The organism is Intrasporangium chromatireducens Q5-1, assembly GCF_000576575.1.
Taxonomy (GTDB): domain Bacteria; phylum Actinomycetota; class Actinomycetes; order Actinomycetales; family Dermatophilaceae; genus Intrasporangium_A; species Intrasporangium_A chromatireducens.
This window is the reverse complement of record NZ_AWQS01000044.1, coordinates 1-24,483: the sequence shown is the minus strand read 5'-3', so window position 1 is coordinate 24,483 and position 24,483 is coordinate 1. Positions and strand designations below refer to the sequence as shown.

The window sequence follows — 24,483 nt, the reverse complement described above, 5'->3', positions numbered from 1 at the left end:
GCCGACACAAGGAAGGTAAACCAGTGAGCCCAACGGGGGGCCACGCGGTGGTGAGTGCTCTGGTCGATGCCGGTGTCGAAGTGGTCTTCGGCATCCCGGGCACGCACAACCTCGAGATCTATCGCGCGCTGGCCGAGAGTGGAATCCGCGTCGTCACGCCGCGGCATGAGCAGGGCGCGGGCTACGCGGCTGACGCCTACGCGAGGGTGAGCGGGAAACCCGGCGTTGTCATCACGACCACCGGACCGGGGCTGACGAATGTCACGACGGCCGCAGCGACGGCCTACGCCGACTCGATCCCGATGCTCGTCCTCTCGCCCGGCATGCCGCGAAATATGGCGCCCGGTTCGGACGTCGGCTGGCTGCACGAGATGAAGGACCAGCAGGGTCATCTGGACGCCGCGCTCGAGCGCAGTGTCCGGGTCCAGTCCGGCGACGAGGCGCGGGAGGCGATCACCGACACCTTCACCCGCTGGCAGTCGGGACGCTGTCGGCCGGTCCACATCGAGGCCCCGGTCGATGTTCTCGACGAGCCGTGGGAGCGCGGAGATGGGGACCGGACCACTGGCGACAGCCACTCTGCCGAAGCGCTGAACAGACTCGTGCCGTGCGCCGAGGATCTCCGCGCCGCGGCCCAGGTCCTTGCCGAGGCGGCGTCGGTTCTCGTCATCGCCGGCGGGGGAGCCCGGCACGCCGCCTCGGAGCTGCGTTCCGTCGCCGAGGCCCTCGACGCCCCGGTGCTGACCTCCACCTCCGGCAAGGGTGTCCTGCCGGAGAACCACGAGCTCTCGCTCGGCGCCGCAATTCGCCTTACCGAGGCCCACCGGCTGATCGCCGAGGTCGACGCACTCCTTGTCGTCGGTGCCGTCCTTGGCGACGACGAACTCTGGGGACACCAGTTGCAGGCCCGCGGAGCAGTCGTGCGGATCGACGTCGAGGCCGCGCAGCTGCACAAGAACCTCGCGGCCACGCATCCGCTGCACGGTGACGCCGCAGCGACCCTTTCCGCCCTCGGGGACGCGCTGCCTGCCACCGTGGCGGGCTCTTTGGGTCGGTGCGCCCCGGAGCTCCGCAAGACACTGGACGAGCAGGCGATGCGGGACGGTGCCGTGTATGCGCCCTACCACGAGGCGCTCGCTCGGGTGCTGCCGCCGGCGACGATCATCGCCGGCGACAGCGCGCAGGCCTGCTACTTCGGCACCGTGCACCAGTGGCCGGCGATGCGCCCTGGTCAGTTCCTCTACCCGTCGGGCTTCGCAACCTTGGGCTACGGCATCCCGGCCGGAATCGGCGGGGCTCTCGCCGCCCCGGACACGCCCGTGGTGGTGATCAGCGGGGACGGCGGAGTCATGTTCACGATCCAGGAGTTCGCCACAGCCGCCGACCTGGGCCTGCCGCTGACGGTGATCGTGATGAACAACTCCGGCTTCCAGGAGATCCGCGAGGAGATGCAGGCGCGCGGCATCGCACAGCTCGGAGTGGACGTGCGCAGCCCCAACTTCCCCCTCCTCGCAGAGGCCCTCGGCGGTCACGGGGTGCGCGTCGCCTCCCCGGACGAGCTCGCCGCCGAGGTGAGCCGAGCACTGCAGCGGCCAGGCCCCACACTCATCGAGGTGCCCATCGACTCCTCGCTTCCTCCCGCTTCAGCAGCAGAGGGAGGTTCGGCATCGTGAGCAGCACGCTGTCCAACTTCATCGACGGCCGCTTCGTCGAGTCGACCGGGCCGACCGCCGAGCTCGTGGACCCGTCCACCGGGCAGGTGTTTGCCGAGGCACCGGTCTCCGGCACCCGGGAGGTCGATGCCGCCTACGCCGCCGCCTCTCGCGCCTTCGAGTCCTGGCGCGAGACGACGCCAGCACAGCGGCAACGCGCCTTGCTTGCCTTCGCCGACGGTCTCGAGGCCCGGGCAGAGGAACTCATCACGGCGGAGTCGCGCAACACCGGCAAGCCGGAGCACCTCGTGCGCAGCGACGAGTTACCCGCGATTGTCGACCAAGTGCGATTCTTCGCCGGCGCCGCGCGCATGCTCGAGGGCAGGTCAGCGGGGGAGTACCTCGAGGGTCACACCTCGTGGATCCGCCGCGAGCCGGTCGGCGTCATCGGCCAGGTCGCCCCCTGGAACTACCCGATGATGATGGCGATCTGGAAGCTGGCTCCTGCGATCGCCGCCGGCAACACCGTCGTGCTGAAACCGGGCGACACGACGCCCGCATCGGCCCTCCTGCTTGCCGAGATCGCCGCCGCGCACCTGCCCGCCGGGGTCCTCAACGTTGTCTGTGGCGATCGGGAGACCGGACGCCTCGTCGTCGAGCACCCCACCCCGCAGATGGTCGCCATCACCGGCTCGGTGCGGGCCGGTATCGAGGTGGCCCGGTCCGCCGCCAATGACGTGAAGCGGGTCCACCTCGAGCTCGGCGGGAAGTCACCCGTCCTCGTCTTCGACGACGCGGACCTCGAGGCGGCGGCAGCACAGATCGCGCTCGCCGGCTACTACAACGCCGGGCAGGACTGCACCGCCGCGACCCGCGTCATCGCCCACCCGCGCATTCACGACGACTTGGTCTCCGCCCTGAGCGAGCAGGCGCGGACCCTGCCCACCACGTACGACCAGGGTCCCGGTGACCCGGATGCCATCGTGCCGCCGGTCAACAACATCAGCCAGTTCGACCGGGTGTCAGGGTTCCTCGACCGGGTGCCCAGCCACGCGACCGTCAGCGCGGGTGGATCGAGGCTCGGTAACCGCGGCTTCTACGTCGCACCCACCGTCGTCGCCGGCCTACGCCAGGACGACGAGATCGTCCAGCAGGAGATCTTCGGTCCGGTCATCGGCGTCCAGCGCGCCAGCGACGAGGACGAGGCGGTCCGGCTCGCCAACGGCACCCCCTTCGGGCTCGCCTCGAGTGTGTGGACATCCGACCACGGACGGGCCCTGCGGCTCTCGAAGCGCCTCGACTTCGGCTGCGTCTGGATCAACACGCACATGCCGCTCGTCGCCGAGATGCCCCACGGCGGCTACCGCCAGTCGGGATACGGCAAAGACCTGTCGATGTACGGCTTCGAGGACTACACCCGAATCAAGCACGTGATGAGCAGCCACCGATGACAACGCCGCCCGCTGAGGCCAGGAACCCGCATGCACGGCGGCAGTTGCCGAAACCGGCCGAACTCGCGCCGCTGCTGCGGTTGCGCCGTCCGACGCTCAACCCGGTCGACAGGAGACTGGCACGCGCCACCGACATCTGGGAACTACGTGCCGCTGCCCAACGAGCCGCACCCAAAGCCGTGTTCGACTACGTCGACGGTGCCGCTGAGGAAGAACTGACCCTCTCCCGGATCCGGCAGGAGTACCGGGCAATCGAGTTCCGCCCGCGCGTCCTTCGAGACGTCTCGATGATCGACCCGTCCACCACGCTGCTCGGTTCACCGGCATCCCTGCCGCTGGCCTTCGCGCCCACCGGATACACACGGATGATGCATCACGAGGGCGAGATCGCGGTCGGCCGGGCCGCCCAGCGGCTCGGCATCCCGTACGGCCTCTCGACGGTCGGGACAACCACTCCCGAGGACCTGCGCGCCTCGTGCCCCGACGCCAGTCTGTGGTTCCAGCTCTACGTGTGGAAGGACCGCGCCGAAACGAAGCGCTTGGTCGAACGGGCCCGCGACAGGGGATACACGGCGCTGCTGTTCACCGTCGACACGCCCATCGCCGGCAACCGACAACGCGACACCCGCAACGGACTCACCATCCCGCCCGAGCTGACCCTCCGCACCATCGCCGGGATGGCAACCCGCCCGGCCTGGTGGATCAACAAGCTCACCACGCCCACGATGGGCTTCGCCTGCGTCCCGGAGGCCTGGGGCAGCGACGAGGTCGACATGGCCGGGAACATGTTCGACCCGGCAGTCACCTACGAAGACCTCGAATGGCTCCGGACCATCTGGCCCGGCACCTTGGTCGTCAAAGGCGTGCAAACCATCGAGGACGCGAAGGAGAGCGTCGCCCGTGGGGCGGACGCGATCGTCCTGTCCAACCATGGCGGCCGCCAGCTCGACCGGACCTCGTCAGTACTCAGACTCCTGCCAGAGGTGGTCCGCGAGCTCGGCAACGATGCGGAAGTGCTCATCGACAGCGGCATCCTCCGCGGCGCCGATGTCGTTGCAGCGGTCGCGCTGGGCGCACGTGGAGTCCTCGTCGGCCGGGCCTATCTGTACGGGCTGATGGCCGGTGGCGAGCGGGGCGTGCAGCGGGCAGGGGAACTGCTCGAGCAAGAGATCCGCACCTGCATGGCTCTCCTCGGCGCGCGGACGGTCGACGACCTCACGCCAGACCTCGTCCGCCTGGCCTGACGCACCGATCCGCTTCAGCCCCTCTCTCCCAGCAAGTTGGCGTATCCAGCCCGCCGAACGCACCTTCTTCTCGGGATGGTTCCGATATCCCGCCCCACTCGGTCACGGGGAGTGGCGGATCCGGCCCTTCTTCAAGGCGGAGAGGGCGGCGAGTGCCTCGGGACATGCACGTCCTCCGCCCTTAGGTTCTGCCACGCGCCGTCTAGGGGCTCCGGATAGATTGAGTGGTCTTGAAGGAGGACCAGGCTTCGGCTGACAGCTTCGAAGTCCTCGGTAGACCCGGCAGAAGGGATGCCAAATGAGCGCCATGCGCGAGGCGATGTACAGTCAGCCGGCGGCGCTCCGGCGCGTCCTTGAGGACACAACGGGCTTGGCTGGGGCGGCCGACAAGGTACGCGGCCGTCGCGTCTTCTTGTCTGGAACCGGCACAAGCCTCCATGCGGCCGAACAGGGCGCGCGACTACTACAGATGGCCGGAGTTGACGCCCGCGCTGTCCCCGCGGCAGACGCGGTCACCAACGGGCCGCACCCGCAAGCGTCCGACGCCCTGGTGCTGTTGACCCATCGTGGTACGAAGCGGCACACAACCGAGCTGTTGAGAAGGGCGCACGGGGACGGGGTCCCTACCGTGGTCATTTCCAAGGTCGGCAGTGCGGTATCCGAACTGGATACGACCCAGGAGGAGAAGTCATCCGCGTTCACCTCGAGCCATCTTTGCGCCCTCATGCGGCTGGCTCAGTTGGCCGCAGAGTTGGGTGCCGACGTGGGGGCCCTGGACCGAGTGCCGGAGGCCGTGGCCGACGAACTCAAGGCCGGACGCAGCGGCGTGCTTCCGCCGGCCCGACTGCTGGAGTTCGTGGGGAGCGGGATCAACGCCTGGACTGCCGCCGAAGGGGCGTTGAAGACCAGAGAAACGTCATACATCGCCTGCGCCGGAGGAAACGCCGAACAATTCCTCCACGGCCCGTCCGTTGCCCTGGGCCCTTCGGACACCCTCGTCATCCTCGATGGCGGCGGACCGGAGCAGATGCGGCTTGAGGAAATTGGCGGTGTCGTCGGCGCGCAGGGCGCGACAGTGCACCACATTCGGCGTCGTGAGCTCGGTGAGGCGTTGTCCATCTTTCCGCTGACGACATTCGTCCAGAAGGTCGCGCTCGAGGCAGCCGAGACACGGGGCACCAACCCTGACTCATTTGGCAAGGATCTGCCGGGACGAGCCGAAGCCTGGTCTCGTATCGAGCTCTGAGGCAGCCGCGCCCTCCGCGCGCGGGCGGCTGACAGGCTTCATGGACCGGCTCAGGACGAGACACCCGATTGAGTCCAAGCACCGGCTCCCTCAGGAGCAGGGTGCGCCCCGGTCACCATTTCGTCTTGGGACTACGCCCTCGATCTCCGCAACCGGGCAACCCGGTTGGCTCCAGGTTTGGCGCCATTGCTGTCAATCGGGCCGACGTCTTCACGGGTACTCTCTGGGCCAGCAATAATCGCGGCTCGCTCGTCCTTTCCGTGGTGGGCCGAGCCAGTCGTCGTTTCCTAGGTACCTCGTCCATGCGGGCGAGGGGAAGGAAGTCTGATGAGCATGAGCCGGCTCACCGGGTCGACAGCAGCTGCAGAACGGGCATACACGATCGATGTGATCGCGGGCGACGGAATCGGCACCGAGGTCGTGCCCGCCGCCATCAAGTGCATCGACCAGGTAGCCCGCTGCGAGGGCTTCACCGTTGACTGGCGACACCGCGACTGGGGATCGGAGCGCTATCGCAAGGATGGCGCCATGATGCCAGCGGATGGCCTCGAGCAGCTCGCCGATGGAGACGGCATCTTTCTAGGTGCGGTGGGCGCCCCGGACATCCCCGACCACGTCACCCTCTGGGGACTGCTGATCCCGATCAGGCGCGAATTCCTCCAGTACGTCAACCTCCGCCCGGTGCGCCTCCTCCCGGGAATCGAGCCCCGGGTGCGCGATGCGGGAAACTTCGACATCGTCGTCGTCCGGGAGAACGTGGAAGGCGAGTACTCGGAGATCGGTGGCCGGGCATACCGAGGACGACCGGAAGAGATGGCCTTCCAGCAGGCCCTGTTCACCCGAGAAGGCGTCACCAGGGTCGCGAAATATGCCGCTGAGCTCGCCGCTTCCCGAACAGGTCGCCTGGTGTCAGCCACCAAGTCCAACGGGATCATCCACTCGATGCCGTTCTGGGACGAGGTCGTCAGCGAGGTCGCCACCAGCGCAGGTGTCACCCTTGAACCAGTGCTCATCGATGCCCTCGCGGCTCGCACCGTCCTGCGACCCCAGAGCCTCGATGTGGTGGTCGCATCAAACCTGTTCGGGGACATCCTGTCGGACCTCGTCGCGGCCGTGGCCGGCAGTATCGGTGTGGCGCCATCGGCCAACTTGAACCCGCCCGGGGACTATCCCTCCATGTTCGAACCGGTCCATGGTTCCGCTCCCGACATCGCCGGACAAGGGATCGCCAATCCTGTCGGCCAACTCTGGGCCGGCGCCATGATGCTCGAGCACCTGGGTGAGGCTCGGGCTGCGCAGCGCCTCACCGCTGGCTTCGAGAAGGCCCTCGCAGACGGTATCCGCACCCGTGATCTGGGAGGCAGCGCCGACACGCACGACTTCACAGCGGCGGTCCTCGAGCGGCTCTCGTAGGGAACCCAACGGGGCACCGCTTCCCCTTGCCTCCCCTGCGCCGGGCGCCGCAGCCGAGGAAGATCGAGCAACAACTTCGGCAACCCCGCGCGCAGGAGGGCCAGCATTCCGGCTCACCAAGTTCCCCGGGACATGCCTCCTTGTGATTGTCAACAATCCGCGGATCCTCTAGTGTGCCTTACGCCACAACGAGTCAAGGGAGACGTGCCGTGGAGCTGTTTGCGTCCATCGTCGGGGGACTGCTGATCGGCGGGCTTTATGTGGCGATCAGTCTCGGCTTCTCGGTGGCCTTCGGCGTCCTGGACGTCGTGGACCTCGCCGTCGGCATGTGGGTCGTCATGGGCGCCTATGCAGCCGTCGTGGTCCAAGACTGGCTCGATGTCGACCCCTTGCTGCTTCTCCCGCTGTACTTCCTCTTCTTCGCGCTCGTCGGCGCCGTTCTGGCTCCGCTCATCTACCGAGTGCGAAACAACCGGTACGCCATGCCTGCCCTCATGGGGCTCGCTCTGACCTTCGGGTTCGCCACCATCTTTCGAGGCAGCCTGCTCACCGGCTTCGGTTACACGCCACGGACGGTCAGGACGGGCTTGGCCAACACGAGCTGGAACATCTTCGGCCTGGTGCTCCCCGCTGAGCGAGTTGCCGGCTTCCTCACCGCAGCTGTCCTGACCCTCGCGTTTGCCTGGTTTCTCTATTTCACTCGAAGCGGTCTCGCGGTCCGTGCCGTCGCGCAGAGCAAGGAGAATGCTGGCCTGATGGGGGTGGACGTGAAGCGAACGAGCACCCTGATCTACGCGCTCTACACCGGCCTCACGGCAATGTGCGGCGCGGTAATGGGGGCGATCTATGCGATGACGCCGGAACTCGGCCCCAGGTACACGCTGTTCGCCTTCTTCGTGGTGGTTCTCGCCGGGCTGGGCTCCATCTGGGGGGTGCTGGTGACCGGCTTGCTCCTCGGGGTCCTCCAGTCACTGGTCTCCACCTTCTGGAGCGCCGACTACACACTCCTCGTCGTCTTCCTGAGCCTCTTCGTCGTCCTGCTGCTGTTGCCCAACGGCATCGGCAACCGGAGGTCAGTGGCATGAGCGCCCCGATCCGACGCAGGAAAACGTCGAGCCTCATCGTTCTGGGGATCGTGGCGCTCGCGCTCCTGACCATGCCGTTCTGGGCAGGTTCCTACAACCTGCGACTCGCCACCAACGTCCTGCTGTGGGTCGGCCTGGCGCTGTCATGGAACGTCGTGTGCGGATATGCGGGCTACATCAGCTTCGGTCACATCGCGTTCTTCGGCATCGGAGCGTATGTCACCGCGATCCTGATGCAGCCAGGCGTCGGATGGAACTTCTTTGCGACCTTGCCGGTTGGAGCTGTCGTCGCTGCCGTCATCGCGCTCGCCGTCGGATTCCCTACGCTGCGCCTTCGCGGTGCCTACTTCGCTATCGCGACGTGGGCGATGGCTGAGGGTGTTCGCGAGCTGGCAACCGTCGCGAGCATCACGGGCGGTTCCGGGGGGCTGGTGCTGCCCGTGAAGTCAGACGACACCTTCTTCTACTGGTGCATGCTCGCCGCGACGGCAGGCGCCTACCTCGTCTGCTTCCTCCTCTTAGAACGATCGCGCTTCGGGTACAAGGTCAAGGCAGTCCGCGACAACGAGCCGGCTGCCCGGGCCCAGGGCATCAACGCCAACCTGGTGAAGAACCAAGCGTTCATCCTCAGCGCCGTGATCCCGGCCGTCCTCGGCGGCATAAACGCCTACTGGATCACCTTCATCAACCCAGACAGCTCCCTCAACACGATCCTCACGGACCAGCTCGTCGTGATGGTCCTCGTCGGTGGGCTCGGGCATATCTGGGGCCCGGTGATCGGTGGCACCGTCCTCTACCTGGCGCAGCAACAGTTCGTCGTCCTCTTCGGGGACTCAACGGCATACATCGTGCTGGTGGGTGCTCTCGTTGTGCTCGTCGTGCTCTTCCTCCCCGACGGTTTGGTGAGCCTTCTTCCCGGCTCGAGGCGGTTAAACCTCATCAGACGCTTCATCCGCCCAAGGGCCACAACCACGACAGGATCCAGCTAATGGATGCACTGGCTATTGAGGACGTCCGCAAGTCTTTCGGTGGGGTCCAAGCCCTCCAAGGAATCACGTTCTCTGTCGCGCCCCAGGAGATCGTCGGAGTGATCGGGCCGAACGGCAGTGGGAAGAGCACATTGTTCAACGTGCTCACCGGAGCCCTCAAGCCGGACAGCGGCCGCGTACTGCTCAACGGCAAGGACATCACCCGCTGGCCGGCCTATCGCATCGCGCGGTCGGGGCTTGGCCGCACATTCCAGATCCCGGCCCTGTTTGAGAACATGACAGTTCTCGAGAACCTGCTCACCGCCAGTGTCGAACACAACTGGGACGGGGTCCACGAGCGCGCCTCCGCCGTCATCGAACTGCTGGAGTTGCAGCGGGTCGCCGCTGAACCAGCGCGTTCACTCTCAGGTGGTCAGCAGCGCCTCCTCGAGCTGGGCCGAGTGCTCATGCGCGAACCGGACCTCGTCCTCCTGGATGAGGTCGCGGCGGGGGTGCACCCCAATCTGCGAAAGTTGATGCTGGACGTCATCCGAGCCAAACGCGAAGCTGGAACCACCTTCCTCGTTATCGAGCACGACATGGAACTCACGGGAGAGATCTGTGATCGGATCATCGTCATGGACGCCGGAGAGGTCGTCGCCAAGGGCACCTTCGAGGAGATCTCTTCCGATGCCCATGTGATGGAGGCATACCTCGGGGTGAGTGTGGAATGACGGTTCTAGAGGTTCGCGACGTCTCGGGCGGATACGGCGCCGTCCAGATCCTCAGCGATGTGTCGCTCTCTGCGGCCGTCGGGGAGGTGACCTGCCTCTTCGGCCCGAACGGTTGCGGGAAGTCGACCTTGCTCAAGTCGATCGCCGGCGCGCTCCCGCTGTGGGGTGGGACGGTCACCTTGGACGGTACCGATCTGACTGGGCAGCCCTCGCACAAGGTGCTGTCACAGGGGATCGCCCTCATGCCGCAGGGCGGCGGGGTGTTTCCCGGGCTCAGCGTGAAAGAGAACCTCCGCATGGGCGGCTACACGATCAAGGTGCGCCGGGAGCTGGACGCTCGGATCGAGGAGGTCCTTGACGAATTCCCTCGGCTGCGTGAGCGCTTGAGTGTGGCAGCGGGATCGCTCAGCGGTGGAGAGCAGATGCTCGTGTCTATCGCCCGCGCACTGATCCTGCAGCCCCGCTTCCTGCTCTTCGACGAGCCTTCTGCGGGCTTGTCGCCGAAGCTCACGACTGACGTGCTCGCTCGGACCGCCGCTCTGGCGGAGCGGGGGATCGGCGTTCTCATGATCGAGCAGAACATCAAGCAGGCCCTTCGTGTGGCGGACAAGGTCTACGTCCTTGTCGGTGGGCGCAACCGCTACGAGGGGCGCCCGGGGGACATCAACAGCGACAAGGAACTGATGCACCTCTACCTGGGAGTGCACAAGGACGAAGGAGACCCGCAGTGATGACAGAGTTGAACCGACGCCACTTCCTGACCGGTGCCGGGCTCGCCCTGGGCGGCGCGGTTCTGGCGCCGAGCCTCGCCGCCTGCGGCGGCGGTGGTGGAGGCGGAGGCGGATCTTCATCCGGAAAGTTCAAGATCGGGGCTGTACTTGAGCTGTCCGGTGCGGATGCAACGGGTGGCCAGATCGCGCAACGCGGCTACCAGTTCTGGGTGGACACGGTCAACAAGGCCGGTGGCATCGCGGTCGGTGGCAAGAAGTACCCGGTCGAGCTGGTGGTGCAGGACTGCCAGAGCCAACCGGGAAACGCCACGACCGCCGTGTCCAAACTCGCTACCCAGGACAAGGTCGATGCGATGTTCGGCTCCTATACCAGCGGGGTCCAGATCGCGATGAACCCCATTTGCGAGAAGTACCAGATCCCGTGCCTGGCAGGATCTGCGGAGTCGCCCAAGACGTGGAGCACGCAGCCCAAATACGCCTACGGCATCATCCCGTCGGTGGACACCACGGCAGGCAAGGCGATCGAGCTCATCAAGCAGCTCGGCAGCCCCGCCCCGGGCACCATCGCCGCGGTCGGCGTCAACGAGCCCTTCTCAGATGCGACCCAGAAGGGCTTCGAGAACGGGGGAACGGCCGCCGGCCTCCAAGTGGTCTACTCGACGCTGTTCCCGGCAAACGCCGACCTGACCCCGGTCGCCAACGCGATCAAGGCAAAAGCGCCGGACATCGTCGCGGTGGGCGGTCATGATGTCCTGCTGGTCGACTTCGTCAAGGCCCTTCAGTCGGTTGGGTTCACTCCCAAGGCGGTCATCGAGCACTACGGCATCACGGATGCATCGTTCGCCAAGGCCCTTGGTGCGAAGGCCAACGGTGTCCTCGGAATCGCCGTCTGGCTGCCGGACTCGCCCACCCAAGACGATGTCTTCGGCAAGGCTTCCGAGTACGCATCGGGCTTCCACGCCAAGTACGGAAGTGACCCCGACTACACCGCGGCCGGCTGCTCGGCGGCCGGGGTCGTCCTCCAGAAGGCGCTCGAGAAGCTCGGCGCAGCGCCCGGCATGGATGAGGCGCAGCGCGGCAAGCTCAATGACACCATTGCGGCGACTGACATCGATTGCTTCTACGGGAAGATCAAGTTCGAGGCGTCCGGTGACCACTTCCACGACAACACCGCCCTGACTCCGATTCTTGTCCAGATCCAGAACGGCGAAGTGGTGGCCGTGGGTCCCCAGGACAAGGCGAAGGCGAAGATGATTTACCCGCTGCCGTCGCTGAGCTGAACGCTTCCTACTGGCGGGATGTGCCGAGCGCCCCACGAGCTTCCGGCTCGTGGGGCGCTCGTTCGCGCGTGCGGAAGGCTCGGTCCTATTTCGTCCCTCCCAGCACCGCCTCGACGGAACGAGCCCAGATCTCACCGGCCTCGGTGACATCGTGCTCGCCGACCACCAACGCAGGGATGAAGCGGACGACCTGACCCCAAGCGCCGCATGTCAGCAGCAGCAGGCCCTGCCGAGCCGCCTCCTGCTGCACCGCCGCCGCCGTTGCACCGTCGGGGTTGCCCTCGGCATCGTGGAACTCGTTGCCGATCATGAGTCCCAGCCCGCGGACGTCGGTGATCTGCTTGTAGTGGTCGGCGACCTCATGGAGAACATCCATCAGTTGCGCACCCCTTGCGGCGGCGTTCTCCACCAAGCCTTCGTCCTTGATGACGTCGAGCGTCGCGATTGCCGCGGCGCAGGCAACCGCGTTGGCCCCATAGGTGCCGCCTTGCGAACCGGGCAGGGCCTTCTCCATCAAGGCGTAGGAGGCCGCGATTCCAGACAGGGGAAAGCCTGACGCGAGTCCCTTGGCGGTGATGAGAATGTCCGCCGCCGCATCGAAATGCTCCGCACCCCAGAACTTCCCGGTGCGACCCCATCCGGTTTGCACTTCATCGATGATGAGGAGGATGCCGTGTCGGTCAGCGCGCTCTCGCAGCCCGGCGAAGAACTCCCGGCTGGCCGGAACGTAACCGCCCTCGCCGAGGACGGGCTCCACGAGGAAAGCGGCCGTGTCCCCTGGAGCGGACAACGTCTGGAGCACGTAGTCCAGCTGCCGGAGGGCGAAACTGGTGCTCTCCTCGCGGCTCCACCCGAAGTGCGTCGGGTCGGGGAAGGGCGAGACATGGACGCCGGCCATGAGCGGGGCGAAGCCCGTCCTGAACTTCGTGCCCGAGGTGGTCAGCGAGGCCGCCGCGACGGTCCGCCCGTGGAATCCGCCGTGGAACACGACGATGTTCGGTCGTCCGGTGGCCTGGCGCGCGAGACGGAGTGCCGCCTCCACGGCCTCCGACCCCGAGTTGGCGAAGAAGACCCGATCCAAGCCTGGCGGCAAGACCTCACCCAGGCGCTCCACGAGGGTGAGCAGGGGCCGGTGCATCACGGTCGTGTACTGCCCATGGATGAGCCGCCCCACCTGTTCCTGAGCGGCGGCGACGACCCGCGGATGGCAGTGCCCGGTGCTCGTGACGCCAATGCCCGCCGTGAAGTCCAGGTACCGGCGGCCTTGCTCATCAAAGAGATTGACCCCCTCCCCATAGGCGGCGACTACGGGCGTGGCCTGCTTCAGGACCGGGGAAAGCTCAGCCATGGCTGCTCCTCTGGTAGATTGTCGACAATCAGAGTATTGCACCGTACGCCCTCGTAAAGGAGCCCCATGGGTACGACTGCACAAACGAACCCGGTGGAGCGCCTCTCCGACAGGGAGGAGCGGGTCATCGCGGCGGTGCCGAAGGGACTGCTCATCGACGGCACATGGGTGGACGCCGAGCGTGAAGGCGCCTTCGAGGTGCTGGACCCCTCGACCGGTCTCCCCTTGGCCTCGGTGGCCGATGCGACGCCGTCAGATGGCCGCAGAGCGCTCGAGGCCGCGGTCGCTGCCCAGCAGTCCTTCGCCCTCACCTCGCCCCGCGAGCGCGCCGATATCCTCATGCGAGCCTTCGAGATGATGCATGAGCGCATCGAGGACCTGGCGCTGCTGATGACCCTCGAGATGGGCAAACCGCTGGCCGATGCGCGCGGCGAGGTGGCGTATGCCGCCGAGTTCTTTCGCCACTTCGCGTCTGAGGCGCTGCGCATCAATGGGGGCTATCAGACTGCCCCGGCCGGAGGGGCGAGGTTCCTCATCACGAAGCAGCCCGTCGGACCCTGCCTGCTCATCACCCCGTGGAACTTCCCGATGGCGATGGGCACGCGCAAGATCGGTCCCGCCATCGCCGCCGGCTGTACGAGCGTCATCAAGCCCGCGCCCCAGACACCACTGTCCATGCTCGCTCTGGGGGCGATCCTCCTGGAGGCCGGTCTGCCGGCCGGCGTGGTCAACATCGTCACGTGCCTGCAGGCGAATGACGTGATGGAGCCACTGATCCGGTCCGGCCTGGCGCGCAAGCTGTCGTTCACGGGGTCGACGCAAGTCGGGAAGACGCTCCTCGAGCAGTGCGCACAACGTGTCCTGCGAACGTCGATGGAACTCGGCGGCAACGCCCCATTCATCGTCTTCGATGACGCTGACCTCGACGAGGCCGTCAGTGGCGCAATGGCCGCCAAAATGCGCAACATGGGCGAGGCTTGCACCGCGGCCAACCGGATGTATGTCCATGAGTCGGTGATCGAGGAGTTTGGCCGGCGCTTGGCCGAGCAGATGGGATCGCTCAGCATGGGCCGCGGAACCGACGACGGTGTGGCCGTCGGCCCGCTCATCGATGCGCCAGCACAACAGAAGGTATCCGAGCTTGTGGCGGATGCGGTCGCCCTCGGCGCCGACGTCCTCACCGGCGGTGAACCGGCCCCTGGCCCCGGGTACTTCTATCCACCCACGGTGCTATCTGGCGTCTCGCGGCGTGCACGGCTCATGACAGAGGAGATCTTCGGTCCGGTCGCGCCGCTCATTCCGTTCACGACCGAGGACGAGGTGGTGACCGCTGCCAACGACACCCCGTATGGCCTCGTTGCCTACGTCTACACCAACGACCTTCGCCGGGCGCTGCGGGTGGGGGAGCGCTTGGAGAGCGGCATGGTCGGGCTCAACCAGGGCGTGGTGTCGAACCCAGCGGCGCCCTTCGGGGGAGTCAAGGAGTCTGGTCTGGGTCGCGAGGGCGGCGCGATCGGCATTGACGAGTTCCTCGAGGTCAAGTACATCGGCCTCGCCATGCGCTAGCCCGGATTGTCCTGTCCTCCGGCGTCAGCCTCGTGTCAACCTTCGGACAGCATCCTTCATGTGCGCGACGAGCAGCCGGTCCGTCAGGGCGCGCTTGCCGGCAATGAAGGACTGCGCGATTTCACGGTGTTCCTCGACGCGCACGTCCTCGAGGGCATAGGTAGGCTCCAAGGCCCGGATGCATATCTGGGTCTCCGTGAGCAGGGTCAGGTGCATGCGGCTCAGACGTGGACTGCCCGCGAGGGTGACCAGCCGGTCATGGAACGTGATGTCCAGTTCGCCGACGTCGCGGACGGTCTTCGCCTCCGCCATTTCCTCCACCACGTCCAGGAGCTGACGGCCGGCGGCAGTAGCGTCGTCCCCCAGGTGGATCTGCTCCGCGGCCGCACGTTCCACGGCCTGACGGGCAACGTACATGTCGCGAACCCGGTCGGCAGTCATCTCGATGACGAACAGGCCGCGGTTCCGGATGGAAATGAGCAGGCCCTCCGCGGTGAGTCGCTGCAGACCCTCGCGTAGCGGTCCGCGGCTCACGCCGAACTCACGGGCCAGCTCGGCTTCGCCCAACTGGGATCCGGGTGGTAGGTCGCCCTTCGCGATGGCTTGGCGGACCCGTTCGGCAATGATGCTCGGTGTGGACTCTTGCAGCAGGGGCTCCATGGGTTGACGAGTCGGCCGTGCACCGCCCTTGGGTGGGGTCATGGTCATCTTGCAGCCCGCCGAGAGCCCGGGTGCCTTCGCGAGACACGGCCGCGGCCATAGTTCATGCACGCACTCCCGATCAGTAGAATGTCGACAATGTTACCGGAAGAAGCGCGCTCCTCTGTACGGCTGGTCAGTCCCACTGAGTCCATGCCTGGACAACGGCCGGCTCTTGTGGTGCTATGCGCCAGCGGCGATGAACGTCCAGCACACTTTGAGCGGCTCATGGGCCAAGTGGAACTCAGGTTCGTCCAGGCCCAGGATTTGCCCACGGCCCTCCAAGGCGCGCGGGCGCTTCTAGTTTGGGATTTCTCCTCGAGCGTCCTGGCTGACAACTGGGCTCACTGTGGCTCCTTGGAGTGGATCCACGTTGCATCGGCCGGTGTCGACGCACTGCTTTTCGACGCCCTGCGCGAGTCGGACGTCACCGTGACGAATGCGCGCGGAACGTTCGACCGACCCATGGCTGAGTTCGTCCTCGCATCGATCCTGGCACACCGCAAGCTCATTCACGAGAGCGCGCGCCTCCAGGCAGCCCGGGTCTGGAGTCACCGGGAGTCGCTGCCTCTCACTGGAGCCAAGGCGCTGGTAATCGGGACCGGAGCGATCGGTCGCGAGATAGCGCGACTCCTGACCGCGGTCGGCATGAAGGTCCGGGGCGCCGGTCGGAGGCAGGCAGACCACGACCCCGACTTCGGGATGATCGTGTCAAGTGCCGAACTCGTCGCCCACGTTGGCTGGTGCGACTACTTGGTGAATGTTGCGCCGCTCACTCCTCAAACCAGAGGGCTCATCGACGCCAAGGTTCTCGAGGCCATGAGGCCGTCCGCGCATCTTGTCAACGTCGGTCGGGGCCCCACTGTCGTCGAGGCCGACCTTGTCGATGCACTGCGCCGTGGGGCTATCAGTGGGGCCTCTTTGGACGTGTTCGAGACGGAGCCGCTACCGGCCGACTCACCGCTCTGGGACGCTCCAGGCTGTGTTGTCTCGGCACACATGTCGGGCGACGTGGTCGGGTGGCGCGACGCGCTGGCGCTCCAGTTCGTCGAGAACGCCGAGCGGTGGCTCGCCGACGAGCCCCTCGTGAACGTCGTCGACAAGCGTCTGGGGTATGTCCCCGGACGCCAGTAGAGGTCTCGCTCTTTGCCCACTTGCGGGACAGCTTTCAGGCCTGGTGGGCGTTCCCTACGGCATCATCGATCGCTCGGACAAATGAGACGAGCTCGTCGTTCGTTGTGATGAACGGCGGACTGATCTGCAGGCTGTTGCCACGCAGTGGTCGTGAGATGAAGCCCATGTCGATCAAGGAGTCAGCGATTCGCTCTGCGGAAAGGTGTCCCGCCACGGTGACGGCGCCCAGCAAGCCTGCCGACCGGACTTCCGAGACAGCGGGATTGCGGTCCCGGAGAGCGGGGAGCTCACGATCGAGGATCGCCTCCAACTCGGTGACCCGAGAGAGCAGTTGGTCGCGCTCGAGAATGTCCAGATTGCGCAGCGCCACCGCCGCGGCTGTTGCGTGGCCGGCGTACGTTGAGCCGTGTCGGAAGACAGGCGTTGCGGGGGAGTCGACATAGAACGGCTCCCAGATGCGGGGATGGATCAGCACGCCACCGAGCGGGACGTATCCGGAGGTCACACCCTTCGCGAAGGTGACGAGGTCCGGCTCCAGCCCATAGCGCTCCGAGGCGAACATGGTTCCAGTGCGCCCGAAGCCGGTGATGACCTCGTCAACGATCAGGAGAATGTCGTGGGTTCGGCAGAGGCGTTGCAGCGCTTGGAGGTAACCGGGCGCCGGCGGATTGACCCCGCCGGTGCCCTGAACAGGCTCGGTGACCATTGCGGCGATGCGGTCCGGGCCGATGCGCATGATGGTGTCGGCCACCTGCTCCGCATCATTCAGTGATATCCGCGCTGTCTCGGGGACGAGCGAGTCGCTCCCATAGCCCTCGCGGTTGAAGTCCAAGCCCGCAATGCTCGTGCCGTAGGCGTGAAGCCCGTGGTAGGCGAACTCTCGGCTGAGGATCACGGTTTTGGAGGGCCGCCCCTCCCGGTGCCAGTGGCGTCGGGCCAACTTGCACGCGACGTCGATCGCGTCCGATCCGCCCGAGTTGAGGATCACCTTGGCTCGCTCGATGGGAGCGATGCCAGCCAGTCTCTCCGCCAAAGCGAGTGCCTTGTCGTTCGCGAACCGGTTGAAGGTGTGGTACGTCTCCAAGCGCAGCATCTGCTCGTGGGCGGCCTGCGCCAGCTCCGGATGCGAGTGTCCGATGTTCGCGTGCCACAGTCCCGCGGTGCCGTCGAAGAGGCGCCGGCCGTCGCTCGTGTAGACGTAGGACCCTTCACCGCGCTCGATGACAATCTGTCGGCCGATCACGGAGGGGAGGTGGGCTTGCGCCGGCCACAACGCCGGCCCGTCGAGAATGGACGCCACGGGCGCCGGCCGCGACTCTTGTGCAGTAGACATGCCCAGTCCTCCTTTAGGTTTCCGAAACCACGGCTGCGGCCCAGTGCGTAGCCCGCAGCCGTTCACGGCCACGCTAGTGAGTCGCACCTGGCAAGAGAAGCGAACATTCCCGACAGATATCCGTCAGTTTTGATTACGGCGGACCGTCTATCGCCTAGTGGAAAGCGCAGCGGAGACGGCCTCACAGACGGCCATGAGGCTCGGCCGGCGCTCCGAACCGTCCCGAACCAAGAACAGGATGCTGCGGTGCTGATCAGCCGAGAACCACGAGCTCGGCGTCAGGGTGCTCCCTGTCTCTCCCAAGACCATGTCGGGCAGGAACGCTGCGGCCAATCCTTGCTCGACCATGCGCAGGTGAAAGAGTAGGTCGGCCGACTGATGGGCGACGATTGGTTCAAAGCCGCGTTCCCGGCACACGCGTAGGGCCCACTGTGTGGAGCCACTTGTCAGGGGCTCCATGACCCAAGGCACATACCGGATACGTTCCAGGTCGCCGTCCATGCTGGGATCGGGCAGGTACGCGCGTACCGGATCGACTGCGAGCACTGTACTGTGAATGCCGCTCGGAGGCGCGCCAGCAATCCCGGGATAACCGTCGGTCAGGACTGCGTCAACTTGCCTCGATATCAGTTGCCGGACCGCATCTTCTGGATCGACGAGATGGACATGGACGTCGAGCGCAGGGTGATCGCGCACCAGCATGCTGAGCGCTACTGGCATGATGCCGCGGCTGATCGTGGCGAAGGCGGCGAGGGTAACGACACCGCGTGGCCGCACATCTGCCTGGGCGAGGTCCGACTCGGCCTTCTCGATGGCGGCGAGGATGGCCTCGGTGTGGCTCACAAGGCTCTCACCGGCGGCGGTCAACTTCACCCCGCGACCGACTCGCTCCAGGAGAGCCACACCGGTTTCCTTTTCCAGAAGGGCCAGCTGTTGAGAGATCGCTGAATGACTGTATGAGAGCTCTCGTGCGGCGGCTGACATGCTGCCGTGCCTCTTCACCTCACGCAACAGCGTCAGACGATGCAGATCCAACATGGGTCGAGCGTATGGGAGTCGTAGAACGAACCTCTTCTGCCCGCCTGCCAACCGTGGGCGTCCCGTGGGCGCCGAATCAACCTGGAGTGACGAACTGACCGACGCTCGTCACTCGATGGTGTCGAGGCGTTCGAGGACGGCCTGCATGCGGTCCTCGACGATGCCAAAGTACTCGCTCATCCGGGCAAGGTTTGCTTTGCCGGTCGCGTTGCTCTTGGGCAGCGCGGCGCGGGCCCGGTCGGCGACGCCGCGGTAGCGGCGCACTGTCTGCAGGCCGTCTTCCTCCATGACCCGCCATGCGTTGGGTGGGACCTTCATATAGGTGCGGCGGTCTCCGGGGCGGGTGACCTTCTGCACCAGGCCCTTTGAGATGAGCAGCCGGGTCGCAGACGAGATGGCGCCGCCGCTGGCCTGTAGCGCCTCGCACAGGTCGGCCTGGCACTGCGGCTCTGCAGCCAGTAACAGCCACCCGAGCGCGCGGCCCGCGATCCGGGGCATCCAGCCCTCGCTCTCCACGAGCAGGCCGAGCTCTTCGACGAAGTCGAGCGCGGCGTCGTCGTCTCGCATGGCGGTCATCGCTTGGTGGACCTCTCGTCGTGGAGTGGGGTTGCTGCAGTCTATGGAGTCAATTCAGATTTCACTATTGACTGAAGTGACTGAGATCAGCAGACTATCCGTCGTGCAATGTGCCATTGCACTGACCGGACGAGGAGACATCATGCCCGACACGGCGACGCAGCCCATCCACGCGTCGATCGACCTACGCGAGGCCGCCCTCGCGAGCTACGCGTGGCTCGAGCGGCAGGACTCGCCGGAGGTGGCTGCGTGGGCCGCTGCCCACGACGCCGCGTGCCGCGCGTACCTCGACGGGCTGGCCAGCCACGAGCCGTTCCGTGACCGGCTGCAGCAGATCCTCTCGGTCGAGCAGCGCTGGCTGCCCGAGAGCCGCGCCGGCGTCCGGGTCGAGTACCGCCAGGGCGCCGGGGAACAGCGCCCGTCGCTCTGGGTGACGGACGCCGCCGGCGAGCGATGCATCGTCGACTCGACCCGGATCGACGAGGACGGGCTTGCGGCGGTCGCGGCCGCCTCGCTCTCCCCGGACGGCTCGCTGCTGGCGTGGGGGACCGCGCGCGCCGGCGTCGACTGGGTCACCGTCCGGTTCCGCGACATCCGCACCGGTGCCGACCGGTCGGACGTCCTGACCGGGATCAAGTGGGCCGAGTTCTCCTGGCTGGGCACCGACGCGATCGCCTACCTGGCCCTTGCCGACCCCGCCGCCGACGAGGACCTGCTCTCCCTGAACGGCGAGCCCCGGATCAAAATCCACCGCTTCGGGCAGCCACAGGTCGAGGACGAGGTGATCTTCGAGCCGACCGACGCGATCTGGGCCCTGCCGCACACCTCCGGAGACGGCCGCTGGCTCGTCGTCGAGGAGCAGGTCGGCATCGTCCCGGCCCGCCTGCACGTCCGCGCGGTCGACGCCGAGGGCCCCTGGCACACCGTCGTCGACGGTCTCGGGCCGATCCACTTCCTGGCCATGGTCGGCGACGAGCTGGTCTGTCTCGACTTCCGCGAGGCGCCGAATGGACAGGTCGTCGCGATCGATCGCCGGGACGGCGCCGAGCGCATCATCGTTCCGCAGGGACCGACCGCGATTGACCGGTATGGGGCCCAGCTGGCGGGTGAGATGGTCGTGACCATCCGCCACGGCATCGAGGGCAGCACGGTCGAGGCGACGCCGCTCGCCGGTGGCTCCGCCCGCGTCGTCCTGCAGACAAACCAGGCCGTCGTGCGCGACCTGGCGACTGTCGAGGACGAGCCGGTCGTCTACCTCGAGGTCGAGCGGTGCGACTCGCGCCCCGGTGTCGAGATCGTGCGGCACGACCTGCACGCCGAGATGTCCGAGGTCGTCCACGACACCCTCATCCCGTCCGCCGGCGAGGTGGTCGTCGAGACGGTCCATGCCACTAGCGCCGACGGGACCCGGGTTCCGATGCGGATCATCCGCGCGGCCGGCGCCGCCCCCCAGGGCACCGCGAAGGTCCTGCTTTCGGTCTACGGCGGCTACTCCGTCCCGTTCCTGGTCACCGGGTACGCGCCATGGCACCGGCCCTGGCTCGAGGCCGGCGGCGTCCTCGCCTACGCGGGCATCCGCGGCGGCGGTGAGTTCGGCGAGCAGTGGCACCTGGCCGCGACCAAGACCCACAAGCAGCGCGGCATCGACGACCTCATCGCCTGCGCCGCCTGGTTCGAGGAACAGGGCTGGAGCGCCCCCCGCTCGGTCGCCCTCAATGGCATGTCGAACGGCGGGCTCATGGTCGGCACTGTGCTGACCCAACGACCCGACCTGCTCGGTGCCGCGCTGCCAGAGGTCGGCGTCTTCGACATGCTCCGCTTCCACCTCTTCACGGCCGGACACGGCTGGGTCAGGGAGTTCGGCAGCGTCGAGGTCCCCGAGGAGCGGGCCGCACTGGAGGCGTACTCACCGCTACACCGCATCGCCAGCTCAGCGCCATACCCTCCCACTCTCGTGCTGACTGCCGACCGGGACGATCGCGTCCCGCCCGGCCCGCACTCGTACCCCTTCTTCGCTGCCCTCGCTGACGCACAGTCGGGCGACGGCGCAGTGCTCATGCGTGTGGCGCACAACGCCGGACACGCGGCCGGCCGCACCCTGGCCGAGCGCATCGACGAGCGCGCAGCCGTGCTCGCCTTCGCCGCGGAGGCACTGGCCCTGCCCGTGCCGCCGAGCACCGGCGCCAACCACCACACGCACTGACAAGGATCAAGGATGACACGTATGACCAAGCCCGGCCTGCGCCTGGCCATTGGCGCGACGGCGGCGGCGCTGCTGCTCGCGTCCTGCGGCGGAGGCGCCGGCGGCAGCAACAGCCCCTCTGCCGGTGCCACCGACGGCTCCGGTAGCCCCGGCGGATCGTTCACCGTAGCGAGCAGCGAACCGGACCACCTGACCCCCGGCAACTCGTGGTCGTTCTACCTCGAGTCGCTCATGTTTACTGGCCCGCTCACCATCGACGCCCAGACCGGTGAGACCCGCCCCGGCGCCGCCGAGTCGGTTACTTCCAGCGACCAGAAAGTCTGGACGATCAAACTCAAGCCGGGTCAGAAGTTCTCCAACGGCGAGCCGGTCACCGCCGACACTTTCGTCTCCGCGTGGAACGCCACCGCGCTCGGCTCCAACGCCTGGGCGCAGAACTCGAACTTCGCCCTGTTCGAGGGCTATGCCGACCTCAACCCGGCCCAAGGCGAGCCGAAGACCAAGTCCCTGTCCGGGGTGAAGGTCATCGACGAGAACACCATCGAGGTCACCCTCACCAAGGCGTTCGGACTGTTCCCGTACGTCATCGCCAGCTACGCGTTCGCGCCGCTGCCCAAGGCCGCGTTCGACGACCCGAAGGCGTTCGACTCGGCCCCGATCGGCAACGGCCCCTACCAGATCCAGGGCAAGCACGAGCCGAACAAGCCGATCACCTTGGTGCGCAACAAGTCCTTCCAAGGGACCGCCGGAAAGGCCGACTCGATCACCTTCAAGCCGTACACGTCCTACGGCACGGCCTACAACGACCTGCTCGCCGGGAACACCGACATCGTCTACCCGGTGCCGGCCGACCGGCTGGGCGACGCCGAGACGCGCCTGAAGGGTCGTACCGCCGTCGCGACGATCCCCAACCTCAACTACTTCGCCTTCCCCTCATGGGACAAGCGGTTCCACGACGTCCGGATTCGTCAGGCCTTCTCCATGGCCATCGACCGGGACGCTCTGACGAAGTCCATCCTCAAGGGCTCGGGTGAGCCGGCTCGCAGCATCGCGCCCAGCTCTGCCGTCGGCGCCACCGAGAACGCCTGCAGCGCCTGCGCCTACGACCCGGCCAAGGCCAAGCAGCTGCTCGATGAGGCAGGCGGTTGGACCGGACCGCTCAAGCTCTACGCGACCCAGTACGAGACGAACGACCAGATCCTGCAAGCCGTCGCTAACCAGTTGCGCACCAACCTCGGGATCAAAGACATCTCCTTCGAGACGCCGCCCTACGCCCAGCTCGACGAGAAGGTCAAGGGGAAGAAGATAGACGGGCCGTTCCTCTACTACTGGGGCGCCTACTTCCCGCACGTCGGCAACTTCCTGCAGCCGCTGCTGACCAAGGACGGCATCGCCAACGACACCGGCTACACCAACGCCGAGTTCGAGAAGCTCGTCAACCAGGCCGACAGCTCGCCCATCGAGCAGGGACTACCGCTCTATGCGCAGGCCGAAAAGCTCGCCTGGCAGGACATGCCCATCGCGCCGCTCTACTACGGCCGGTTCACTGCCGCCTGGACCAAGAACGTGACCAACGTCCCGGTCGGCGTCAACGGCCTCGGCGACCTGGGCCAGGTCTCCGTCGTCAAGAAGTAACAACCGCACCGTCCCTGCCCCGTCCTTCGCGGTAGGGCCCGAACCGGTGGGACGGGGCCGCCCCCCGCCCCGTCCCACCTTTCCCAGGGAGCCGGCGTGAGCCGATACATCCTCCGACGAGTGCTCCTCGCGATCCCGGTCGCGATCGGGGCCACGTTCCTCATCTTCCTCGTCGTCTTCGCACTTCCCGGCGATCCCATCAAGGCGCTCGCCGGCGGCCAGCACGTCCTGTCGCCATCGGTCGAGCAGGCCCTGCGGGCGCGGTACCACCTCGACGACAGCCTGCCCCTCCAGTACCTCAAGTACATGGGCGGCCTGCTCCGCGGCGACCTCGGCGAGGACTTCAACGGGCAGTCCGTCTCCGCAATCATCGCCGACAGCTGGCCGGCCACCGCAAAGCTCGGCGTCACCGCCTTCGTCATCGAGATCGTCGTCGGCATCCCGATCGGCATCTGGGCCGGCCTGCGTAAGGGCAACCCGGTCGACTACCTCGTCCTCGGCGCGACGATCCTCGCCTTCGCCGTACCGATCTTCGTCATCGGCTACACGACGCAGATCCTCTTCGGTATCAATCTCGGGTGGTTCCCGGTGGCCGGTATCGACGACGGGTGGCCAACCTCCTACCTGCTGCCCGCAATCGTCCTGGGCATCCTCGGGCTCGCCACCACAGCGCGCCTCATGCGCACCAGCCTCGTCGAGACGCTCTCCGCCGACTTCATCCGGACTGCCGTCGCCAAGGGGCTGCCACGCCGCCGGGTCATCGTCAATCACGCTTTGCGCAACTCCCTGATCCCGGTCGTCACCTACCTCGCGATCGACCTCGGAGGCCTGCTCGGCGGCGCAGTCATCATCGAGGGGATCTTCAACATTCCCGGCCTCGGCTTCCAGATCTTCGAGGGCATCAAGGCGCAGAACGGCCCTGTCGTCGTCGGCATCTCCACCCTGCTCGTGCTGATCTTCCTGGCCGCCAACCTGCTCGTCGACGTCATCTACGCCGTGCTCGACCCGAGGATCCGCTATGACTGAACCAGCCGCCGTCATCGCCGCCGAGATCGGACCGGAGGTAAGCACCGCCCCGGACAACCGCTCGGCATCCCCGACTCGCCAAATGCTTCGGGACCTCGTGACCCGGCCGCGCTTCGCGGTC

The 24,483-nt window shown here is 66.6% G+C and carries 20 protein-coding genes; 15 read left to right on the top strand and 5 right to left on the bottom strand.

Features of this window, described 5'->3' with window-relative positions:
• The first annotated feature begins 23 nt into the window (after nucleotides 1-23).
• The 10 genes from N864_RS07805 (at nucleotide 24) to N864_RS07760 (ending at nucleotide 11,804) form a co-directional block, all read left to right on the top strand.
• Complete coding sequence (locus N864_RS07805; RefSeq protein WP_081793518.1) at nucleotides 24-1,673, top strand: thiamine pyrophosphate-binding protein; 1,650 nt, start codon at nucleotides 24-26, stop codon at nucleotides 1,671-1,673.
• Nucleotides 1,670-3,103, top strand: coding sequence for an aminobutyraldehyde dehydrogenase (locus N864_RS07800; RefSeq protein WP_034715360.1), 1,434 nt, complete (start codon nucleotides 1,670-1,672; stop codon nucleotides 3,101-3,103). Before N864_RS07805 ends, N864_RS07800 begins: the two co-directional genes overlap by 4 nt.
• Nucleotides 3,100-4,347, top strand: a complete 1,248-nt coding sequence (locus N864_RS07795; RefSeq protein ID WP_051518327.1) for an alpha-hydroxy acid oxidase — start codon at nucleotides 3,100-3,102, stop codon at nucleotides 4,345-4,347. The genes N864_RS07800 and N864_RS07795 overlap by 4 nt, the downstream gene beginning before the upstream one ends.
• A 298-nt stretch (nucleotides 4,348-4,645) precedes the next feature.
• Nucleotides 4,646-5,593, top strand: a complete 948-nt coding sequence (locus N864_RS07790) for an SIS domain-containing protein (protein ID WP_034715356.1) — start codon at nucleotides 4,646-4,648, stop codon at nucleotides 5,591-5,593.
• Between the two features lie 327 nt (nucleotides 5,594-5,920).
• Nucleotides 5,921-7,006, top strand: coding sequence for a tartrate dehydrogenase (locus N864_RS07785; protein ID WP_420805209.1), 1,086 nt, complete (start codon nucleotides 5,921-5,923; stop codon nucleotides 7,004-7,006).
• A 209-nt stretch (nucleotides 7,007-7,215) separates the two neighbouring features.
• On the top strand, nucleotides 7,216-8,091 hold the full coding sequence (locus tag N864_RS07780; RefSeq protein WP_034715354.1) for a branched-chain amino acid ABC transporter permease: 876 nt from the start codon (nucleotides 7,216-7,218) through the stop codon (nucleotides 8,089-8,091).
• Entirely contained in the window at nucleotides 8,088-9,080 is a 993-nt protein-coding gene (locus tag N864_RS07775) for a branched-chain amino acid ABC transporter permease (protein ID WP_034715353.1), read from the top strand. Before N864_RS07780 ends, N864_RS07775 begins: the two co-directional genes overlap by 4 nt.
• Nucleotides 9,080-9,793, top strand: a complete 714-nt coding sequence (locus tag N864_RS07770) for an ABC transporter ATP-binding protein (RefSeq protein ID WP_034715347.1) — start codon at nucleotides 9,080-9,082, stop codon at nucleotides 9,791-9,793. The genes N864_RS07775 and N864_RS07770 overlap by 1 nt, the downstream gene beginning before the upstream one ends.
• Nucleotides 9,790-10,524: an ABC transporter ATP-binding protein gene (locus tag N864_RS07765; protein ID WP_034715345.1), complete on the top strand. Its 735-nt coding sequence runs from the start codon at nucleotides 9,790-9,792 to the stop codon at nucleotides 10,522-10,524. The genes N864_RS07770 and N864_RS07765 overlap by 4 nt, the downstream gene beginning before the upstream one ends.
• Nucleotides 10,524-11,804: an amino acid ABC transporter substrate-binding protein gene (locus N864_RS07760; RefSeq protein WP_034715366.1), complete on the top strand. Its 1,281-nt coding sequence runs from the start codon at nucleotides 10,524-10,526 to the stop codon at nucleotides 11,802-11,804. Before N864_RS07765 ends, N864_RS07760 begins: the two co-directional genes overlap by 1 nt.
• An 85-nt stretch (nucleotides 11,805-11,889) precedes the next feature.
• Here N864_RS07760 and N864_RS07755 read toward each other — a convergent pair whose 3' ends face one another.
• Complete coding sequence (locus tag N864_RS07755) at nucleotides 11,890-13,152, bottom strand: aspartate aminotransferase family protein (RefSeq protein ID WP_034715343.1); 1,263 nt, start codon at nucleotides 13,150-13,152, stop codon at nucleotides 11,890-11,892.
• A gap of 66 nt (nucleotides 13,153-13,218) precedes the next feature.
• Between N864_RS07755 and N864_RS07750 the strand changes: the two genes are divergently transcribed.
• The gene (locus N864_RS07750; protein ID WP_051518326.1) at nucleotides 13,219-14,718 is read left to right on the top strand and encodes an NAD-dependent succinate-semialdehyde dehydrogenase; all 1,500 of its coding nucleotides are present in this window, start codon (nucleotides 13,219-13,221) and stop codon (nucleotides 14,716-14,718) included.
• Nucleotides 14,719-14,742: 24 nt separating this feature from the next.
• On the opposite strand, the gene N864_RS07745 is transcribed toward N864_RS07750, so the two are convergent.
• Entirely contained in the window at nucleotides 14,743-15,378 is a 636-nt protein-coding gene (locus N864_RS07745) for a GntR family transcriptional regulator (RefSeq protein ID WP_034715339.1), read from the bottom strand.
• 267 nt (nucleotides 15,379-15,645) lie between these two features.
• Between N864_RS07745 and N864_RS07740 the strand changes: the two genes are divergently transcribed.
• Nucleotides 15,646-16,551 carry a D-2-hydroxyacid dehydrogenase gene (locus N864_RS07740; RefSeq protein WP_240474250.1) on the top strand — a complete coding sequence of 302 codons (906 nt, stop codon included), beginning with the start codon at nucleotides 15,646-15,648 and terminating at the stop codon, nucleotides 16,549-16,551.
• 34 nt (nucleotides 16,552-16,585) lie between these two features.
• On the opposite strand, the gene N864_RS07735 is transcribed toward N864_RS07740, so the two are convergent.
• From N864_RS07735 to N864_RS24605, 3 genes are all read right to left on the bottom strand, one after another.
• The gene (locus N864_RS07735; protein WP_034715335.1) at nucleotides 16,586-17,851 is read right to left on the bottom strand and encodes an aminotransferase family protein; all 1,266 of its coding nucleotides are present in this window, start codon (nucleotides 17,849-17,851) and stop codon (nucleotides 16,586-16,588) included.
• Between the two features lie 180 nt (nucleotides 17,852-18,031).
• Complete coding sequence (locus N864_RS07730; RefSeq protein ID WP_034715332.1) at nucleotides 18,032-18,922, bottom strand: LysR family transcriptional regulator; 891 nt, start codon at nucleotides 18,920-18,922, stop codon at nucleotides 18,032-18,034.
• A 108-nt stretch (nucleotides 18,923-19,030) separates the two neighbouring features.
• Complete coding sequence (locus tag N864_RS24605; RefSeq protein ID WP_051518323.1) at nucleotides 19,031-19,498, bottom strand: GbsR/MarR family transcriptional regulator; 468 nt, start codon at nucleotides 19,496-19,498, stop codon at nucleotides 19,031-19,033.
• A gap of 142 nt (nucleotides 19,499-19,640) precedes the next feature.
• Here N864_RS24605 and N864_RS07720 point away from each other — a divergent pair, with 142 nt between their 5' ends.
• From N864_RS07720 to N864_RS07710, 3 genes are all read left to right on the top strand, one after another.
• The gene (locus N864_RS07720; protein WP_034715331.1) at nucleotides 19,641-21,701 is read left to right on the top strand and encodes a prolyl oligopeptidase family serine peptidase; all 2,061 of its coding nucleotides are present in this window, start codon (nucleotides 19,641-19,643) and stop codon (nucleotides 21,699-21,701) included.
• A 21-nt stretch (nucleotides 21,702-21,722) separates the two neighbouring features.
• Entirely contained in the window at nucleotides 21,723-23,336 is a 1,614-nt protein-coding gene (locus N864_RS07715) for a peptide ABC transporter substrate-binding protein (protein ID WP_051518322.1), read from the top strand.
• 96 nt (nucleotides 23,337-23,432) lie between these two features.
• Complete coding sequence (locus N864_RS07710; RefSeq protein WP_034715330.1) at nucleotides 23,433-24,362, top strand: ABC transporter permease; 930 nt, start codon at nucleotides 23,433-23,435, stop codon at nucleotides 24,360-24,362.
• The last annotated feature ends 121 nt before the right edge of the window (nucleotides 24,363-24,483 follow it).